The sequence below is a fragment of the Pseudomonas sp. FBCC-B1667 genome (assembly GCF_059133255.1).
Genome location: NZ_CP101437.1, coordinates 830,944 through 850,361 on the forward strand (window position 1 = coordinate 830,944; position 19,418 = coordinate 850,361).

The window sequence follows — 19,418 nt, forward strand, 5'->3', positions numbered from 1 at the left end:
CTTGCCCGCGATAGCGGTGGGTCAGTCAATGCAGATGTGACTGACAAAATGCAATCGCGGGCAAGCCCGCTCCCACAGGAACCGAGTAAGGCATCTCGACCTGCAAGACCCCGAGGTCTTTGGGAGCTCCACCATGTTGAACACCCTTCTTCCAATCCTGTTGTTCGCAGCCCTGGGCCTTGCCGTCCTCGGCGCGTTGCGGCGGGTGGCTATGTGGCGCCGAGGCCGGGCTTCGAAAGTCGACCTGATCGGCGGCCTGTTCGCCATGCCCAAACGCTACATGGTCGATTTGCACCATGTCGTCGCGCGGGACAAATACATTGCCAACACCCACGTCGCCACGGCCGGTGGCGCAGTGGCATCCATCGTGCTGGCCATTCTGGTGCACGGTTTCGGCCTGCATAACCGCATCCTGGGTTACGCGCTGCTGTTAATGACGGCTGTGATGTTTGTCGGCGCAATCTTTGTGTACCTGCGTCGTCGCAACCCACCGGCCCGTTTGTCCAAAGGCCCGTGGATGCGCCTGCCGAAAAGCTTGTTGGCGTTCTCTGCGAGCTTCTTCCTGTTGACCCTGCCGGTCGCCGGCATCCTCCCGGAAAACTTCGGTGGTTGGGTGGTGGCAGCGATCCTCGGCGTCGGTGTGCTGTGGGGCGTCAGTGAACTGTTCTTCGGCATGACCTGGGGCGGACCCATGAAGCACGCCTTCGCCGGGGCTTTGCACCTGGCCTGGCACCGTCGCGCCGAACGTTTTAATGGCGGCCGTTCCACCGGTTTGAAACCGCTTGACCTGAACGATCCCCACGCGCCACTGGGCGTGGAAAAACCCAAGGATTTCACCTGGAACCAACTGCTCGGTTTCGACGCCTGTGTGCAGTGCGGTAAATGCGAAGCCGCGTGTCCGGCGTATGCTGCCGGCCAGCCTCTGAACCCGAAAAAACTGATTCAGGACATGGTCGTCGGCCTCGCCGGTGGCACCGATGCCAAGTTCGCCGGCAGCCCGTATCCAGGCAAAGCCATCGGTGAACACGGGGGCAATCCGCATCAACCGATTGTCAACGGCCTTGTGGACGCTGAAACCCTGTGGTCCTGCACCACTTGCCGTGCCTGCGTCGAGGAATGCCCGATGATGATCGAGCACGTCGACGCCATCGTCGACATGCGTCGTCATCTGACCCTGGAAAAAGGCGCGACCCCGAACAAGGGTGCCGAAGTCCTGGAAAACCTGATCGCCACCGACAACCCTGGCGGCTTCGCCCCGGGCGGGCGGATGAACTGGGCGGCGGACCTGAACCTCACGCTGATGAGCGAGAAGAAATCCGTCGACGTGCTGTTCTGGGTCGGCGACGGCGCCTTCGACATGCGCAACCAACGCACCCTGCGCGCCTTCGTCAAAGTGCTGAAAGCGGCCAAGGTCGACTTTGCAGTGCTCGGCCTGGAAGAGCGCGACAGCGGTGACGTGGCCCGACGCCTGGGCGATGAGGCAACGTTCCAACTGTTGGCCAAGCGCAACATCCAGACCCTGGCCAAGTACAGCTTCAACCGCATCGTCACCTGCGACCCGCACAGCTTCCACGTGCTGAAAAACGAGTACGGCGCCTTCGACGGCAACTACCTCGTGCAGCACCACAGCACTTACATGGCGGAAATTATCGGTGCAGGCGCCTTGAACCTTGGTCAGCACAAAGGCAGCAGCGTGACCTATCACGACCCGTGCTATCTCGGTCGCTATAACGGCGAGTACGAGGCGCCGCGTGAAGTGCTGCGCGCCCTCGGGATTGAAGTGAAAGAAATGCAACGCTCCGGTTTCCGCTCGCGTTGCTGCGGCGGCGGGGGTGGCGCGCCGATCACCGACATTCCGGGCAAGCAACGGATCCCCGACATGCGCATGGAAGACATCCGCGAAACCGGCGCCGAACTGGTGGCCGTGGGCTGTCCACAATGCACGGCGATGCTCGAAGGCGTGGTTGAACCGCGTCCGCTGATCAAGGACATCGCCGAACTGGTGGCCGACGCGTTGCTCGAAGACGCGGCGCCGAGCAAACCCACCACGCCGGCCCAGCGTGAACCTGCGGAGGCCCACTGATGAGCGACATTATCCGCCGCGATCCCCGTGCCGAATGGATTGCCCGTAATCGCTTGCATCCCCTGCACGCGGCCATGCAACCGGCGCAACACAGCTGGATGGGCCCTAATGGCGTCATCCGCAAGAATCTGCACGGCATCGGTTTTATCGGCCCCAACGGCATCAAGCGCATTGACCGCAGTGGCGCTCAACAAGGCGGGGCGACTAAACGCACCGCCGCTGTTGAAGTGCAATTGCCGCTGCATCAAGTGCCGGCACCGGCGTTCTACATCAGCGTGGTGCCGGACATGGTCGGTGGCCGCTTGAGCAGCCACGACCGCGACTTGCTCGGTCTGGCCCATCAGTTGGCCGGCGAGGATGGCGCGGTGTTGGCCGTGGTGTTCGGCGAGCACAAGGAAAACACCTTCGCTACAGCTGGTGTTGACCGCTTGCTGGTAATGGCGGGCGACGAATTCAGCGGTTATGCACCGGAGCAACGGGTGCAGGGCCTGCGGGCTGTGGATAACCAGTTCACCCCGCGTCACTGGTTGCTGCCGGACAGCCGCAGCGGCGGTGGTGAACTTGGTCGGCGCTTTGCCGCTGCATTGGGCGAACGCCCGGCCACACGGGTCTGGCAGGTCAAGGATCAGGAATGCATCGGCCGCGCCGGTGCGGGTTTGCAAGACCTTGCGCGTCCGGTTGCGCGGTTGATTCTGGCCGCTGCCGAATGCGCCGAACCGGTCAGCGAAACCCGTCACGAAGCTTTGCCGGTGGAGTTATCCACAGCCGTGGTGCGCAGCTTGTCGCGTATCGAGGATTTGGGCGCTGTGGCGGTGGACCCGGCGGCGATTCCGATGGCCGAAGCCGAATTCATCTTCTCCGGCGGCAACGGGGTCAAGGACTGGGGACTTTTCCACAGGACCGCCGAAGCACTGGGTGCTACCGAAGGCGCGTCCCGCGTGGCGGTGGACGATGGGTTCATGGCGCGCGACCGTCAGGTCGGTGCGTCCGGCACCTGGGTCACCGCGCGGGTTTATGTGGCGGTGGGTATTTCCGGGGCGATCCAGCACCTGCAAGGCATTGGTGCCTGCGACAAGGTGGTGGCGATCAACCTCGACCCTGGCTGCGACATGATCAAACGGGCCGACCTGTCGGTGATCGGTGAGAGCGCCGAGATTCTTCAAGCCTTGATCGATGCGGTAGCGGCATACCGCAACGACGCCAAGCGCGATGCGGCTTAAGGGAAGGAAAGGGTTATGAGCACGAAAATCATCAGCCTGGTGTCCATCGGCGCCCACCCGACCTCCGGCCGGCCGCGCCGCGCGGAGCAGGATGCACGCGCGGTGGAACTGGGCCTGCAACTGGCGGGGGATAACCTGCACGTGCTGCATGCCGGCGATGTCGCGGAACCGGCGTTACGGGCTTATCTGGGGATGGGGCTGGAACAGTTGCATGTGCTGGAGCAACCGTCAGGCGCCGATGCATTGCCGGCGTTGACCGCTTATCTGCGTGATGCTGGGGCGCAGGTCGTGTTGACGGGCAGTCAGGCAGAAACCGGCGAAGGCTCGGGCATGTTGCCGTTCCTGCTGGCGGAAAGCCTGGGCTGGCCGCTGGTGGTCGGGTTGGCGCAGGTCGAATCCATCGACGGCCATTCGGCGCTGGTGCTTCAAGCGTTGCCGCGTGGTCAGCGTCGTCGCTTGAAAGTGCGCCTGCCGTTTCTCGCGACGGTGGATAACGCTGCGCCGAAGCCTCGGCAAAGCGCCTACGGCCCGGCTCGACGGGGTGTGCTGCACGCCGATGAAGTCGAAGTGATCGACGATGAACTGTTGGCGGTCGCCACGTTGCAACCGGCCAAACCCCGGCCTAAACGCCTCAAGGTGATTAAGGCCAAGAGCGGTGCAGACCGGATGAAAGCGGCGACAGCCAAGGCGAGTGGAGGCGGCGGGCAGGTACTCAAAGGCGTCACGGCGCAAGCGGGTGCCGAGGCCATTCTGAAGTTGCTGATCGAAGAAGGCGTGGTCCGCTAACGCACATCCAGTGAAGATCTAATGTGTGAGCGGGCTTGCTCGCGAAGGCGGTGGTTCAGTTGACATCAATGTTGAATGTCAGGCCCCTTTCGCGAGCAAGCCCGCTCCCACAAGGGGAAATAATGACCGTTGAATTTCGTTCGGCCCTGCGCTCGGATGCGCGGGAGATTGCTCGCTTGTTCCAGATTTCATCAGAGGGCGCTGCGGATTACATCTGGAGCCAGATAGCCGGGCCCGGCCAGGATTTGCTGGACGTCGGCGCCTTGCGCTATGCCCGCGACGATGTGGATTTCTCTTGGCAAAATTGCCTGATCGCCGAGGTGAACGGGGAAGTCATCGGCATGATGCACAGCTATGAGATGCGCCATGACCCAATGGCAGCGCCCGTCACCGACCCGGTGCTGGCGCCGTACGCCACGATGGAAATCCCCGACACCCTGTACATTTCCAGCCTGGCGCTGCATGAGGGCTGGCGGAACCAGGGCCTGGGCAAGCAATTTCTCGCTTACGCCTACGACCGCGCCAATCAGTTGGGGCTCAATGGCCTGAGTCTGATCGACTATGCCGCCAACACTGGAGCGCGGCGGTTTTACGAGCGGCATGGCTTCCGTATCGTCGACACCTGCCAGATCACGCCTCACCCGATGATTCGGGTGACGGGGGAAGCGTATTTGATGTACCGGCCGTAGGGACGCCTCCCGCCCTGCCGTTCGGTGAACTACAGTTTTGCTGTGCGCTGGTGAAGGGTGCAGCACGGTTCACGGAGCTTTCAGACGTTCAGCGCTGAGTTGTACACCCGTTTTTATACGTGGGTTGAACATGAAGGCGTTACGTTGGCGTGCGGCCTGGTTACTTGGCGGGGTGATGTGCGTGCCGGCCGGGTTGATGGCGGCTGTCAACGCAGAGTCCGGTCAGGATTTTTATCAGTGGCTGGCGTCGGATCAGGGGCAAAAAGCATCCTTGGCCCAACTACGCCAGCAGTGCGACAAAGTCGTGGACGCCACGAACAACCTCAACTGTTCAGTGTCGGTTTTCGCCCGCATGTTCGAGGCCAAAGCCGCCAATCAATTGCCTGATTACTACCTGGCGATCAAGCGCCGTCATGCTCTGGCCATCGCGAGTGACCCTGAACTCAACGTCTTGTTTTCCATGTTTGGCCGTCGATCGATTGCGACCCTGCGCGCGACCGGCGATTTTTCGGTGTCCAGCACCAAACGCCATGAAGTACTAACGGTTTATCCACGCCCCAGTGAGGGCTACGTCACGGATGAAGTGCTGCCTTACATCGATGTCATAGCGGCTAATGGCGTCTCCTCGCGCTTTATTGTCGACACCGGCGCACCGCAAACCCGGGTCAACGCCGAAACCGCCAAGCGCATGGGCATCACGCTGTTAACCGACTCCCATTACGGCTACAGCACGTTTTATGGCGAACATGACCTGTCGGCCAAGCTCGGGGTCTTGCAATCGTTAAAGGTAGGTGGAAGCGAGTTCAAGAACGTCCTGGTATTTGTCAGTGACCGGGATAACTTGTTGGGGCTGGATCTGGTCGGCAAGTTGGGGCGGTTAAAGCTCACGAAAAAGACCTTGGAGCTCAACGCGGAACCTCCTGCGCGGTGCGATTCGCCGGTGACCTATTCCCGTGCAGATATCAATCAACGACTGACCATTGCCGCACGGCTGGATCGTCGGGCGACGTTGGCGATTCTGGACACCGGAAATGTGGATTACCTGACGTCGGCCGCGCCTGGTGACTTGCCTGTTCATGTCGCGGAAAACTCGCGGCACCAGACGTTCAAGGGTGAGTTGGATCTGTCTGGCGACATCCGGGTCATTACCTACAAATACTATCCAGGCTTCACCATTCCTCCGTCTTTGGTTTCAGGGCAGTACGTACCTTCGATTTTGCTTGGGTGGCGGGTATTCAATGATTATGAATTGAGCCTGGACGCGATATCGGGGCGCTCATGCCTGAATAAAATCTGATTTACCCACAAAGCCTGTTAGCGCTTCTGTGGATAACGTGTTCACCCCTCGCTGCACCTCCTATAAATCAAGGGCTGCATGGCTTCGTACAAAAAACAACCAGCCTAACTTGCGGTTTTTACATGCTTTTTGCGGTGGATAAGGTTTTACGCTCGCCCATACTTGCCCCCAATCTCTGTTGGCGCTTCTGTGGATAAGATGTTTGTTAACCGCTACAGGCCATACAGACAGGGCTGTTCAGGAGACTGATCAAGAAACGACCAAATCGTCGTTTAAGCAGGGTAAGCAGCTCGCAATGCCCGATTTTTCGCGGCTTTCAGCGGTTTTCCACAGATCCGCCGAAGTTGCCCCCAAAGTCTGTTGGCGCTTCTGTGGATAAGGTGTTTGCCATCCTCTACAAGCCACGTGTAGCGTGCCTTGTAGGCTTTTGATCAAAAAACAACCAGTCGCTGTTAAAAAGCGTGCTTCTGGATAAGTCACGGATTTTATTCGGTTTGTGGGGAGAAAGTTTTCTGTAAAACCACACTTGTCCCCAATAGCTGTGGGTGGAGGTGTGGATAACTTGTTTGTGGAAGGCTGTGAGGTGCGCGTGGCATAGCGCTGAACGGAATAGATCATATTTCGTACAGTTCTAGATGGCGGGAGGTGTATCAATTGAAGGGGTGTTGGTAAGGAGGGCGCCATCGCGAGCAGGCTCACTCCTGCATTTGATCTGTGTCGGTCACAAATCCCCTGTCGGAGTGAGCCTGCTCGCGATGCTTTTAGCTCTGTCAGCCTTGAACAGGAACACCTTTGAGATAAGGGGCAGGCTCAGCCCCGAGGTTGTTCAGCATGCGCTCGCTGTACCAGTCCACAAAGTTCACCACACCAAACTCATAGGTCTTGGAGTAAGGCCCAGGCTGGTACGCCGTAGAGTTGATGCCGCGCTGGTTTTCTTCCGCCAGTCGACGGTCCTGGTTGTTGGTTTCATCCCACACCTTGCGCATGCGCTCGACGTCGTAGTCCACGCCTTCGACCGCGTCCTTGTGCACGATCCACTTGGTGGTGACCATGGTTTCCTGAGCGCTGATCGGCCACACGGTGAAGACAATGATGTGATCGCCCATGCAGTGGTTCCACGAATGCGGCAGGTGCAGGATGCGCATCGAACCCAGGTCCGGGTTCTTGATACGGCCCATGAGCTTGGCGCAGCCTTGTTTGCCATCCATGGTCATCGACACGGTGCCTTTGAGCAGCGGCATGCGCACGATGCGGTTACGCAGGCCGAAGCTGGCGTGGGCGTAAGGGATCTTCTCGGCTTCCCAGGCAGCGGCGGAGGCGGCGACGTGGTCCTTGAAGGCCTGGTCGGCGCGCGGGTCGGTAACGTCGTCCCATTCCAGCAGGGTTTTCAACAGTTCCGGGTGCGAGGCGTTGCAGTGGTAGCACTCGCGGTTGTTTTCCAGCACCAGTTTCCAGTTGGCTTTTTCGAACAAGGTGGTCTGGATGGCCACCTTGGTGTTTTCCATGTCGTACGGTTCCATGTAATGGCTCAGTGTCGACAGGAAGTCATCAATGGCCGGCGGGTTCTCCGAGAGGCTGATGAAGATGTAACCACCGGCGGTCTTCACGTTGACCGGCTTGAGGCCGTACTGCTTCATGTCGAAGTCGTCGCCCATTTCGGTGCCGGCGAACAGCAGGCGACCGTCCAGTTCGTACGTCCACTGGTGGTAATGGCAAACCAGTTTGGCGACTTTGCCTTTTTCAGTGGTGCACAACCGCGAACCGCGATGGCGGCAGACGTTGTGGAACGCATGCACCACGCCGTCGGCGCCGCGAATCACGATGATCGGGTTCTTGCCAACTTCCAGGGTCAGAAAGTTGCCCTTGGTCGGGATTTCGCAGGTCATGCCGGCGATCAACCATTCCTTCTGGAAGATTTCCTGCATATCGATATCAAACAGCCGCTCGTCAGAGTAAAACGGCTGCGGCAGCGAGAAAGTACGCTCACGCTCTTGCAGCATCTGCGCGGTGGCCTTGCGTGCGGGTTCCAGCGGATCGCCCAGGCTCAGGGTAGTGGTGACGTCCATCATTTAATCCTCAAGGCCATTCTGTGTGGCCGGCGAAAGTGGCTGATACGGTTACATCGCAAGGCGTAAAGAAACTGTCGTTGTGTGGAGCGAGTGTGGGGCCGGCGTTGCCCGGAACCTTATCTGCGAGCGACATGGCCCACTCTGTTCCCGACGCGCAACCCCCGGTAGTTGGGGCTTGGTCGCGATAAGTATGTGAATGTCGCAGATAGGTAAATGGGTGGTTCGCACGTTACGCAGAATCGCCAACATAAGGCCGAGCATCGGCGGTGGAGAACAGCATGTCCAACAGCTTCCTGAATCCGGTAACGACCCAGACCTGGGCCAATGGTCGTCACATCGTCCGTTGTGTCAAAGTCATCCAGGAAACCTGGGATGTGCGCACCTTCTGCTTTATGGCCGACCAGCCGATCCTGTTCTTTTTCAAGCCGGGGCAGTTCGTCACCCTGGAGCTGGAAATCGAAGGCGTGCCGATCATGCGCTCCTACACCATTTCCAGCTCGCCATCGGTGCCTTACAGCTTCTCGGTGACGATCAAGCGCGTACCCGGCGGCAAGGTTTCGAACTGGCTGCACGACACCCTGCATGAAGGACAGGAACTGGCGGTGCACGGCCCGGTCGGGCTGTTCAACGCCATGGACTTCACCGCGCCGAAGGTGCTCTACCTCAGCGGCGGCGTCGGCATCACGCCGGTCATGTCCATGACGCGCTGGTTCTATGACACCAACGGCAATGTCGACATGGTGTTTATTCACAGCGCCCGCTCGCCCAAAGACATCATTTACCACCGCGAGCTGGAACACATGGCGTCGCGGATCGATAACTTCAGCCTGCACCTGATCTGCGAGAAGCATGGTCTGGGTGAGCCGTGGGCCGGTTATCGCGGTTACCTGAACCACAAGATGCTCGAATTGATGGCGCCGGACTTCCTGGAGCGCGAAGTCTTCTGCTGCGGCCCGACGCCCTATATGAATGCGGTAAAACGCATGCTCGAGACCGCCGGTTTCGACATGTCGCGTTACCACGAGGAATCGTTCGGCGCGACGCCAGCGGAAGCCCGCGCCGACGCGGTGGAGCAAGCCGAGCAAGCGGCGGATGCCCCGGAAGTCGATGTGGCGGACCTGCATCAGGTGGAATTCACCGCGTCCGGCAAAAGCATTCGTGTGGCGCCGGGTGAAACCGTGCACGCGGCTGCGGCCAAGCTCGGGCTGTTGATTCCGAAAGCGTGCGGGATGGGCATCTGCGGCACGTGCAAGGTGATGAAGCTGGGTGGCGAGGTCGAAATGGACCACAACGGCGGGATCACCGAAGAAGACGAGGCCGAAGGATTCATCCTGTCGTGCTGCAGCGTGCCGAAGGGCGACGTGCGTATCGAGTTCTGATAAACGCCGCGCAACCTGTGGGAGCGAGCTTGCTCGCGATGGCGGCGGTACATTCAATATCAATGTTGGCTGACCTACCGCTATCGCGAGCAAGCTCGCTCCCACAAGGGTTGGTGTTTCAGTCTACAAACAGGTCTGGCATCAGCTTGTCATCGGTGCCGGGCTCAAAGCGGTAGTGATCGAATTCGGTCACGCCATGCTCCCGCAGAATCTCCTCATCAATCAGCAATCGCCCGGTAATGCTGCGACCACTGCTGTCCAGGATGACGTGGGCGGCATCCGCCATGATTGCGGGTGAGCGCGCATGCTTGAACGATTCGCGCGAGCCAAGTTGAAACTCGATGGCGGCGGTGGCGATCATGGTCTGTGGCCACAGCGAGTTGACACTGATGCCGTAATTCCTGAATTCCTCGCTCATGCCAATCGTCAGCATGCTCATGCCGTATTTGGTCACGGTGTAAGGGCTGTATTGGGCAAACCATTGTGTTGCCAGGTTCAGCGGCGGCGACAGGTTGAGAATGTGCCCGCCGGTTTTTTTCAGATAGGGCAGGGCGGCCTGGCTGCACAGCAACACGGCGCGGGTGTTGATCTGGTGCATCAGGTCGAAACGCTTGAGCTCGATGTGTTGAACTCCGGTCAGCTTGATCGCCCCGGCGTTGTTGATCAGCGCATCGATACCACCGAAATGTTCATTGGCTTGAGCCAGCGCTTTGCGTACAGCGTCTTCGTCACGCACATCCACCTGCAAGGCCAGTGCCTTGCCGCCCGCCGCCTCAACTTCTTGCGCCACGCTGAAAATCGTACCCGGCAACTTCGGGTGTGGCTCGGCGCTTTTGGCCGCGATCACAATATTGGCCCCGTCACGCGCTGCGCGCAGCGCAATCTCACGGCCGATCCCGCGGCTGGCGCCAGTGATGAACAGGGTTTTGCCTTTCAAGGACATGCGTGCGCTCCTGATTATTGTTATGAGAGCGGACTAAACCGCTCGCACACAATGTAGACCAGGTAGGCGGGAAGGAACTGCTTGCGAGGAGCTTTTGTGGCGAGGGGGCAAGCCCCCTCGCTACAGGGGATCGGATTGCTGCTTAGCGGGACATGACTTCGCGGATGTCGGCGGCCAGCTCGCGTACGCGTTCTTCTTCGGTGTCCCACGAACACATGAAGCGTGCGCCGCCATTGCCGATGAAGGTGTAGAAGCGCCAGCCCTTGGCGGTCAGGGCGGCAATCGCAGGTTCGGACAATTGCAGGAACACGCCGTTGGCCTGCACCGGGAACATCAGTTCCACGCCTGGAATGTCGCTCACCAGTTCGGCCAGCAACTGCGCGCAGCGGTTGGCGTGTTGGGCGTATTTGAGCCAGGCGTCGTTTTCCAGAATCCCGACCCACGGCGCCGAGAGGAAACGCATCTTCGAGGCCAGTTGGCCGGCCTGTTTGCAGCGGTAGTCGAAGTCTTCAGCCAGTGTGTGGTTGAAGAACAGAATCGCCTCACCGACCGCCATGCCGTTTTTCGTGCCGCCGAAGCACAACACGTCAACGCCGGCCTTCCAGGTCAGGTCTGCCGGGGAGCAACCGAGGAACGCACAGGCATTGGAGAACCGCGCGCCGTCCATGTGCAGGTTCAGGCCCAGCTCTTTGCACGTTACGCTGATGGCGCGGATTTCTTCCGGGGTGTAGACACTGCCGATTTCAGTCGCCTGGGTCAGGGTCACGACACGGGGTTTCGGGTAGTGGATATCCTGACGCTTGAGGGCGACTTCGCGGATTGATTCCGGGGTCAGCTTGCCGTTTTCAGTGCGGGCGATCAGCAATTTGGAGCCGTTGGAGAAGAATTCTGGTGCGCCGCATTCGTCGGTTTCGACGTGGGCGGTTTCCGAGCAGATCACGCTGTGGTAACTCTGGCACAACGACGACAGGGCCAGGGAGTTGGCGGCGGTGCCGTTGAAGGCGAAAAACACTTCGCAGTCGGTTTCAAACAGTTTGCGGAAATCGTCGGACGCGCGAGCGGTCCATTCATCGTCGCCATAGGCGCGCTGGTGGCCGTGGTTGGCCTGTTCCATGGCCGCCCAGGCTTCAGGGCAGATACCGGAATAGTTGTCGCTGGCGAATTGTTGGCTCTTATCGGTCATGGCCCTGCTTTCCGTGGTCGAGTCGCCTATGGTGAAGCGAATCGTGGTCAATGATGGTGCGCACTTTACCGAAGATCATCCGGTGAGCACACGCGCTGCGTCTGACAGAAAAATACAAAAGACGACGGGCAATTATGCACATGACGCAACGGGATGGGGCACTGGATCTGCTCAAGTGGCTGGCGCTGCTGAGCATGGTGCTCGATCACCTGCGATATGTCGGTTATTCCGTCGATCTGCTGTATGTCCCGGGGCGGCTGGCGTTTCCATGGTTCTGCCTGGCGATGGCGGTAAATGTTTTCCGTGCACGAGAAGTTACACATCAGTGGCGTTATCTGGGCTGGTTGCTGCTGTTCAGTGCCGTCAGCGAGATTCCTTACAGGCTGTACATTCCTGATCCCGACACGTTGAACGTGTTACCCACGTTGGCGCTTGGGCTGTTGGTCGCGCGGGGCTGGCAGCACCCGACGCTGCCATCGCGATTGCTGGCAGCCGTCGCGTTGACGTTGGCAATATTGTTCTCGCAGCGGCTGATGTTTGGTTTCTTCGGGGTGTTGTTGCCGCTGGCGATGGTGTTGGTGATTCGGCGTCCCTGGTATTTCGCGTTGCTGCCGGGGCTGGTGTGTCTGGCGGCCAATGAATGGCGGGTGCTGATGTATGCCGCGAAGCTGGGCAACAGTGCTGCGGTTCCCGGCATTGCCGCTTGTCTGATTGCGCCGTTATTGGGGATGGCGCTTTTGCGACATGCCCAAGGCATTCATCCACCGCCAATGCGGCGTTGGGCATACGCTCTGTATCCGCTGCATTTTCTCCTGCTGTTACTCGTTCGCCAAATCGCAACCTAAACCCTGTGGGATCCCGAGTGGCTCGGGGTCGTGTCCGGTCAGGCATTTCGGCTCATGTCGTAAACGCACCTTTGCGTGGCGTCCGTAGGCATTTGGCCTGTCTGCGCCGGTCATACCATCGCATTCAAAGGGCACTGTCGAAACACCAGTGCCTTACCGAGACGAATGGCGCATAGATGCCGCTGGGAGAGACGCGATGTTCAGCAAGCAAGACCAGATCCAGGGTTACGACGATGCACTGCTGGCGGCGATGAATGCCGAGGAACAACGCCAGGAAGATCACATCGAGCTGATCGCGTCAGAGAACTACACCAGCAAACGCGTCATGGAAGCGCAAGGCAGTGGCCTGACCAACAAATACGCCGAAGGCTATCCGGGCAAGCGCTACTACGGTGGCTGCGAGCACGTCGACAAGGTCGAAGCCCTGGCCATCGAACGCGCCAAGCAACTGTTCGGTGCCGACTACGCCAACGTCCAGCCGCACTCAGGCTCTTCGGCCAACAGCGCCGTTTACCTGGCCCTGATCCAGCCGGGCGACACCATCCTCGGCATGAGCCTGGCCCACGGTGGTCACCTGACCCACGGCGCCAAAGTGTCGTCCTCGGGCAAGCTGTACAACGCCGTGCAGTACGGCATCGACACCAAGACCGGGCTGATCGACTACGACGAAGTCGAGCGCCTGGCCGTCGAGTGCAAGCCGAAGATGATCGTTGCCGGCTTCTCGGCTTACTCCAAGACCCTCGACTTCCCGCGCTTCCGCCAGATTGCCGACAAGGTGGGCGCCCTGCTGTTCGTCGACATGGCGCACGTCGCCGGTCTGGTCGCCGCCGATCTGTACCCGAACCCGCTGCCGTACGCTGATGTGGTGACCACCACCACTCACAAGACCCTGCGCGGTCCACGCGGCGGCCTGATCCTGGCCAAATCCAACGAAGAAATCGAGAAAAAGCTCAACGCGGCCGTTTTCCCGGGTGCCCAGGGCGGCCCGCTGATGCACGTCATCGCGGGTAAAGCGGTGTGCTTCAAGGAAGCGTTGGAGCCGAGCTTCAAGGCTTACCAGCAACAAGTCATCGACAACGCCCAGGCCATGGCCGGCGTGTTTATCAAACGCGGCTACGATGTAGTGTCCGGCGGCACCGATAACCACCTGTTCCTGGTCAGCCTGATCCGTCAGGGCCTGACCGGCAAAGACGCGGATGCAGCACTCGGTCGCGCCCACATCACTGTGAACAAGAACGCTGTCCCGAACGATCCACAGTCACCGTTCGTGACCTCCGGCCTGCGCATCGGCACCCCGGCGGTGACCACGCGTGGCTTCAAGGTGACCCAGTGCGTCACGCTGGCCGGCTGGATCTGCGACATCCTCGACAACCTCGGCGATGCCGATGTCGAGGCCAATGTTGCACAGCAAGTATCGGCCCTGTGCGCGGACTTCCCGGTTTATCGCTGAGCGCGGTTTTGGAGTAAATGACTATGCAACGCTACTCGGGCTTCGGCCTCTTCAAACACTCCCTCAGCCATCATGAAAACTGGCAGAAAATGTGGCGCACGCCGACCCCTAAAAAGGTCTATGACGTGGTCATCGTCGGCGGTGGCGGGCATGGTCTGGCGACCGCCTACTACCTGGCCAAGGAACACGGCATCACCAACGTGGCCGTGGTCGAGAAAGGCTGGCTGGGCGGCGGTAACACCGCGCGCAACACCACCATCGTTCGCTCCAACTACCTGTGGGACGAGTCGGCGCACCTGTACGAACACGCGATGAAACTGTGGGAAGGCCTGTCGCAAGACCTGAACTACAACGTGATGTTCTCCCAGCGTGGCGTCTACAACCTGTGCCATACCCTGCAAGACATTCGTGATTCCGAGCGTCGGGTCAGCGCCAACCGCCTCAACGGCGTGGACGGCGAACTGCTCGATGCCAAGCAAGTCGCCGACGAGATCCCGTACCTCGACTGCTCGAAGAACACCCGCTACCCGGTAATGGGCGCAACCGTCCAGCGTCGCGGTGGCGTGGCCCGTCACGATGCCGTGGCGTGGGGCTTTGCCCGTGCCGCCGACGCCCTGGGCGTCGACCTGATCCAGCAGACCGAAGTGATCGGTTTCCGCAAGGAAAACGGCGTGTGCATCGGTGTTGAAACCAACAAGGGTTTCATCGGCGCCAAGCGCGTCGGTGTCGTGACTGCCGGTAACTCCGGGCACATGGCCAAGCTCGCCGGTTTCCGTCTGCCGATCGAATCGCATCCGCTGCAAGCGCTGGTGTCCGAGCCGATCAAGCCGATTATCGACAGCGTGATCATGTCCAACGCCGTACACGGTTACATCAGCCAGTCCGACAAGGGCGACCTGGTGATCGGCGCCGGTATCGACGGCTACAACGGCTACGGCCAGCGCGGTTCGTACCCGGTGATCGAGCACACCATCCAGGCCATCGTCGAGATGTTCCCTGTGTTGTCCCGCGTACGCATGAACCGTCAGTGGGGCGGCATCGTCGACACCACGCCGGATGCGTGCCCGATCATTTCGAAAACCCCGGTGCCGAACATGTTCTTCAACTGCGGTTGGGGCACCGGTGGCTTCAAGGCAACACCTGGCTCGGGCAACGTGTTTGCCGCGAGTCTGGCCAAGGGTGAAATGCACCCATTGGCTGCACCTTTCTCCATCGACCGTTTCCACAACGGTGCGTTGATCGATGAACACGGCGCTGCTGCGGTTGCCCACTAACAGGAGAAATCCCCATGTTGCATATCTTCTGTCCTCACTGCGGCGAACTGCGCTCCGAAGAGGAATTCCACGCATCTGGCCAGGCGCACATCCCGCGCCCTCTGGACCCGACCACCTGCACCGACGAGGAGTGGGGCGACTACATGTTCTTCCGCGATAACCCTCGCGGCCTGCACCACGAGCTGTGGGATCACGTCGCCGGTTGCCGTCAGTACTTCAACGCCACCCGTGACACCGTGACCTACGAGATTCTCGAAACTTACAAGATCGGCACCAAGCCACAATTCACCGACAAGACCGATAGCCCGAAAGCGGCCGCCACGGCTCTGGGAGAGAAGGTATGAGCCAGATCAATCGCCTGTCCAACGGCGGACGGATCGACCGCAACAAAGTGCTGAGCTTCACCTTCAACGGCCAGAGCTACAAAGGCTTTGAAGGCGACTCGCTGGCCGCTGCACTGCTGGCCAACGGCGTCGACATCATCGGTCGCAGCTTCAAGTACTCCCGCCCGCGCGGCATCTTCGCCGCGGGTGCTGAAGAGCCGAACGCCGTGCTGCAGATCGGCGCAACGGAAGCCACGCAAATCCCGAACGTACGCGCCACGCAACAAGCGCTGTACCAAGGCCTGGTCGCCACCAGCACCAACGGCTGGCCAAGCGTGAACAACGACATGATGGGCATTCTCGGCAAGGTCGGCGGCAAGCTGATGCCGCCGGGCTTCTACTACAAAACCTTCATGTACCCGCAATCGTTCTGGATGACTTACGAGAAGTACATTCGTAAGGCCGCCGGTCTTGGCCGCTCGCCGACCGAGAACGATCCGGACACCTACGACTACATGAACCAGCACTGCGACGTGCTGATCGTCGGCGGCGGTCCTGCCGGCCTGGCCGCTGCATTGGCGGCTGCTCGCAGTGGTGCTCGCGTTATTCTCGCCGATGAACAGGAAGAGTTCGGCGGCAGCCTGCTCGACTCCCGCGAAAGCCTCGACGGCAAACCTGCTGCCGAATGGATCGCCAGCGTCATCGCCGAACTGAAAAACACCCCGGACGTGCTGCTGTTGCCGCGCGCCACGGTCAACGGTTACCACGACCACAACTTCCTGACCATCCACGAGCGCCTGACCGATCACCTCGGCGACCGTGCTCCGATTGGCCAGGTGCGTCAGCGCATCCACCGGGTTCGCGCCAAACGTGTCGTGCTGGCGACCGGCGCTCACGAGCGTCCGCTGGTGTACGGCAACAACGACGTGCCGGGCAACATGCTCGCCGGCGCTGTGTCGACTTACGTGCGCCGCTACGGCGTGGCACCGGGCAAAAAACTGGTGCTGTCGACCAACAACGATCACGCCTACCGCGTTGCTCTGGACTGGCTCGACGCCAGCCTGCAAGTGGTGGCCATCGCCGACGCCCGCAGCAATCCGCGTGGTGCACTGGTTGAAGAAGCACGCGCCAAAGGCATCCGCATCCTCACCGGCAGCGCCGTGATCGAGGCCCGTGGCAGCAAGCACGTCACCGCTGCTCGTGTGGCCGCGATTGATGTCAAAGCACACGCCGTGACCAGTCCTGGCGAGTGGCTCGATTGCGATCTGGTGGCCAGCTCCGGTGGTTACAGCCCGGTGGTTCACTTGGCGTCGCACTTGGGCGGCAAGCCGATCTGGCGTGAAGACATCCTTGGTTTTGTACCGGGCGAAGCACCGCAAAAACGCGTGTGCGTCGGTGGCATCAACGGTGTCTACGGCCTCGGCGATTCCCTGGCCGACGGTTTTGAAGGGGGCGCTCGCGCAGCCAGCGAAGCCGGCTTCAGTGTGGTCGAAGGCACCTTGCCCAAAGCCCTGAGCCGTCTGGAAGAGCCGACCCTGGCGCTGTTCCAGGTGCCGCACGAAAAGAACACCGCACGTGCGCCGAAGCAATTCGTCGACCTGCAAAACGACGTCACCGCCGCCGCCATCGAACTGGCGACCCGCGAAGGCTTCGAGTCGGTCGAGCACGTTAAACGCTATACCGCACTGGGCTTCGGCACTGACCAGGGCAAGCTCGGCAACGTCAACGGCCTGGCCATCGCTGCCCGTTCGCTGAACGTGACCATCCCGCAGATGGGCACCACTATGTTCCGTCCGAACTACACGCCGGTAACTTTCGGTGCTGTGGCCGGCCGTCACTGTGGGCACATTTTCGAACCTGTCCGTCACACCGCGCTGCATCACTGGCACGTGAAGAACGGCGCCGAATTCGAAGACGTCGGTCAATGGAAACGTCCGTGGTACTTCCCGAAAAACGGTGAAGACATTCATGCAGCCGTGAAACGCGAATGCAAAGCCGTGCGCGACAGCGTCGGCCTGCTGGACGCTTCGACCTTGGGCAAGATCGACATCCAGGGCCCGGACACCCGCGAGTTCCTCAACCGCATCTACACCAACGCCTGGACCAAGCTCGATGTGGGCAAGGCGCGCTACGGCCTGATGTGCAAAGAAGACGGCATGGTGTTCGACGACGGCGTGACTGCATGCCTGGCCGACAACCATTTCGTGATGACCACCACCACCGGCGGCGCTGCACGCGTGCTGCAATGGCTGGAAATCTACCACCAGACCGAATGGCCGGACCTGAAGGTGTACTTCACTTCCGTGACGGATCACTGGGCAACCATGACCCTGTCCGGGCCGAACAGCCGCAAGCTGCTCAGCGAAGTGACCGACGCCGATCTGAGCAACGAAGCCTTCCCGTTCATGACCTGGAAAGAAGCTCTGGTCGGCGGTGTGCCGGCGCGGATTTTCCGGATTTCGTTTACCGGTGAGCTGTCGTACGAAGTCAACGTGCAGGCCGACTACGCCATGGGCGTGCTCGAGAAAATCGCCGAGGCTGGCAAGCAGTACAACCTGACCCCGTATGGCACCGAGACCATGCACATCCTGCGGGCCGAGAAGGGTTTCATCATCGTTGGTCAGGACACTGACGGGTCGATGACGCCGGACGACTTGAACATGGGGTGGTGCGTTGGTCGCACCAAACCGTTCTCGTGGATCGGTCAACGTGGCATGAACCGCGAAGACTGCGTGCGTGATCAGCGCAAACAGTTGGTCGGCCTGAAGCCGATTGATCCGACCAAATGGCTGCCGGAAGGCGCGCAACTGGTGTTCAACACCAAGCAAACGATTCCGATGACCATGGTTGGCCACGTCACCTCCAGCTACCTGCACAACTCCCTGGGCTATTCGTTTGCCATGGGCGTGGTGAAAGGCGGGTTGAAGCGCATCGGTGAGCGTGTGTTCGCACCGCTGGCCGACGGCAGCGTGATCGAGGCGGAAATCGTTTCTTCGGTGTTCTTCGATCCAAAAGGCGATCGCCAGAACGTGTAACACCACAGTACCTGTGGGAGCGTGGCTTGCTCGCGATGAACGATAACGCGGTGCTTCAGGCAGAACGCGTCGCTCCCATCGCGGGCAAGCCCGCTCCCACAGGGCACACGAATTCAGGAACAGGTGCTTTATGACCGCAGCCAATGTTTACCAACAACGCCCAACCACCGGGGCCAAGGCCGAGTCGTCGCTGCATCATGCCGACCTCGCCAGCCTGGTGGGCAAGGGCCGCAAAAATGCCGGCGTAATCGTGCGTGAGAAGAAACTCCTCGGCCACCTGACCATCCGTGGCGATGGCCACGATGCTGCGTTTGCTGCCGGCGTCCACAAGGCGCTCGGTATCGAATTGCCGGCTGCGCTGACCGTCGTCATCAAAGGCGAAACCAGCCTTCAATGGATGGGTCCGGATGAATGGCTGCTGATCGTGCCAACCGGTGAAGAATTCGCTGCAGAGCAAAAACTGCGTGAAGCGCTGGGCGACCTGCACATCGCCATCACCAATGTCAGCGGCGGCCAGCAGATCCTCGAACTGAGCGGCCCGAACGTGCGCCAGGTGCTGATGAAATCCACCAGCTACGACGTACACCCCAACAACTTCCCGGTCGGCAAGGCTGTGGGCACGGTGTTCGCCAAGTCGCAACTGGTGATCCGCCATACGGCTGAAGACACCTGGGAACTGCTGATCCGTCGCAGTTTCTCGGACTACTGGTGGTTGTGGTTGCAGGATGCTGCCGCCGAATACGGGCTTAGCGTTCAGGCGTAATGATCGTTCCCACGCTGTGCGTGGGAATGCATCCCGGGACGCTCCGCGTCCCAAAGCGGACGCAGAGCGTCCATGGCGG

Annotated in this window: 15 protein-coding genes; 12 read left to right on the forward strand and 3 right to left on the reverse strand. The window is 60.2% G+C overall.

Features of this window, described 5'->3' with window-relative positions; translation table 11 throughout:
* Window positions 1–133 precede the first annotated feature (133 nt).
* The 5 genes from dgcB (at window position 134) to NL116_RS03675 (ending at window position 6,075) form a co-directional block, all read left to right on the forward strand.
* Window positions 134–2,083, forward strand: a complete 1,950-nt coding sequence (gene dgcB, locus NL116_RS03655; RefSeq protein ID WP_494376052.1) for a dimethylglycine demethylation protein DgcB — start codon at window positions 134–136, stop codon at window positions 2,081–2,083.
* Window positions 2,083–3,303, forward strand: coding sequence for an electron transfer flavoprotein subunit alpha (gene etfA / locus NL116_RS03660; protein ID WP_494376053.1), 1,221 nt, complete (start codon window positions 2,083–2,085; stop codon window positions 3,301–3,303). The genes dgcB and etfA overlap by 1 nt, the downstream gene beginning before the upstream one ends.
* A 15-nt stretch (window positions 3,304–3,318) precedes the next feature.
* The gene (gene etfB, locus NL116_RS03665; RefSeq protein ID WP_494376054.1) at window positions 3,319–4,089 is read left to right on the forward strand and encodes an electron transfer flavoprotein subunit beta; all 771 of its coding nucleotides are present in this window, start codon (window positions 3,319–3,321) and stop codon (window positions 4,087–4,089) included.
* Window positions 4,090–4,211: 122 nt separating this feature from the next.
* Window positions 4,212–4,778: a GNAT family N-acetyltransferase gene (locus NL116_RS03670; protein WP_494376055.1), complete on the forward strand. Its 567-nt coding sequence runs from the start codon at window positions 4,212–4,214 to the stop codon at window positions 4,776–4,778.
* A 130-nt stretch (window positions 4,779–4,908) separates the two neighbouring features.
* Window positions 4,909–6,075, forward strand: coding sequence for a retropepsin-like aspartic protease (locus NL116_RS03675; RefSeq protein ID WP_494376056.1), 1,167 nt, complete (start codon window positions 4,909–4,911; stop codon window positions 6,073–6,075).
* A 770-nt stretch (window positions 6,076–6,845) separates the two neighbouring features.
* Here the strand turns inward: NL116_RS03675 and gbca are convergent.
* Complete coding sequence (gene gbca, locus NL116_RS03680; RefSeq protein WP_494376057.1) at window positions 6,846–8,141, reverse strand: glycine betaine monooxygenase oxygenase subunit; 1,296 nt, start codon at window positions 8,139–8,141, stop codon at window positions 6,846–6,848.
* A 281-nt stretch (window positions 8,142–8,422) separates the two neighbouring features.
* Here gbca and gbcB point away from each other — a divergent pair, with 281 nt between their 5' ends.
* Window positions 8,423–9,523 (forward strand): glycine betaine monooxygenase reductase subunit, encoded by a 1,101-nt coding sequence (gene gbcB, locus NL116_RS03685; protein WP_494376058.1) that lies wholly within the window; start codon window positions 8,423–8,425, stop codon window positions 9,521–9,523.
* 118 nt (window positions 9,524–9,641) lie between these two features.
* Here the strand turns inward: gbcB and NL116_RS03690 are convergent, their stop codons facing one another.
* A complete protein-coding gene (locus NL116_RS03690; RefSeq protein WP_494376059.1) occupies window positions 9,642–10,466 on the reverse strand; it encodes an SDR family oxidoreductase in 825 nt (274 codons plus the stop codon).
* 142 nt (window positions 10,467–10,608) lie between these two features.
* Window positions 10,609–11,649: a threonine aldolase family protein gene (locus NL116_RS03695; RefSeq protein WP_494376060.1), complete on the reverse strand. Its 1,041-nt coding sequence runs from the start codon at window positions 11,647–11,649 to the stop codon at window positions 10,609–10,611.
* A 134-nt stretch (window positions 11,650–11,783) separates the two neighbouring features.
* Between NL116_RS03695 and NL116_RS03700 the strand changes: the two genes are divergently transcribed.
* From NL116_RS03700 to NL116_RS03725, 6 genes are all read left to right on the forward strand, one after another.
* A complete protein-coding gene (locus NL116_RS03700; protein ID WP_494376061.1) occupies window positions 11,784–12,494 on the forward strand; it encodes a TraX family protein in 711 nt (236 codons plus the stop codon).
* A 196-nt stretch (window positions 12,495–12,690) separates the two neighbouring features.
* Window positions 12,691–13,944 carry a serine hydroxymethyltransferase gene (glyA, locus tag NL116_RS03705; protein WP_494376062.1) on the forward strand — a complete coding sequence of 418 codons (1,254 nt, stop codon included), beginning with the start codon at window positions 12,691–12,693 and terminating at the stop codon, window positions 13,942–13,944.
* 23 nt (window positions 13,945–13,967) lie between these two features.
* Window positions 13,968–15,218, forward strand: coding sequence for a sarcosine oxidase subunit beta (locus tag NL116_RS03710; RefSeq protein WP_007947735.1), 1,251 nt, complete (start codon window positions 13,968–13,970; stop codon window positions 15,216–15,218).
* Between the two features lie 14 nt (window positions 15,219–15,232).
* Complete coding sequence (locus NL116_RS03715; RefSeq protein WP_059407449.1) at window positions 15,233–15,562, forward strand: sarcosine oxidase subunit delta; 330 nt, start codon at window positions 15,233–15,235, stop codon at window positions 15,560–15,562.
* Complete coding sequence (locus tag NL116_RS03720; RefSeq protein WP_494376063.1) at window positions 15,559–18,576, forward strand: sarcosine oxidase subunit alpha; 3,018 nt, start codon at window positions 15,559–15,561, stop codon at window positions 18,574–18,576. The genes NL116_RS03715 and NL116_RS03720 overlap by 4 nt, the downstream gene beginning before the upstream one ends.
* Before the next feature lie 130 nt (window positions 18,577–18,706).
* The gene (locus NL116_RS03725) at window positions 18,707–19,339 is read left to right on the forward strand and encodes a sarcosine oxidase subunit gamma (RefSeq protein ID WP_494376064.1); all 633 of its coding nucleotides are present in this window, start codon (window positions 18,707–18,709) and stop codon (window positions 19,337–19,339) included.
* Window positions 19,340–19,418 lie beyond the last annotated feature (79 nt).